Annotated in this window: 1 pseudogene; it reads left to right on the top strand. The window is 41.3% G+C overall.

Features of this window, described 5'->3' with window-relative positions:
* Positions 1 to 22: 22 nt before the first annotated feature.
* Positions 23 to 206: pseudogene (locus H8K55_RS21535) on the top strand (IS110 family transposase); the annotation flags it as partial.

Here is a 206-nt window from a genome sequence, read left to right as displayed (position 1 = left end):
GCGCTTAGATGCCTTGCAGAACATGCGTACGCAAGAATTAAATCGACTCGATGTGGCACGTGAGGCGATTCGACAAGGCATTACTGATCACATTGACTGGTTGGATAAAGAAATTAAAGCACTGATTTGTTTAATTAACGACCATACTCGGAACGATCCGGACTTAAAAGATAAGCAGAAATTATTGGATAGCATACCTGGTTTAG

The organism is Affinundibacterium flavidum, from assembly GCF_014284175.1.
In the GTDB taxonomy this organism is placed as follows: domain Bacteria; phylum Pseudomonadota; class Gammaproteobacteria; order Burkholderiales; family Burkholderiaceae_D; genus Undibacterium; species Undibacterium flavidum.
This window is presented reverse-complemented; position numbering and strand designations above follow the sequence as displayed.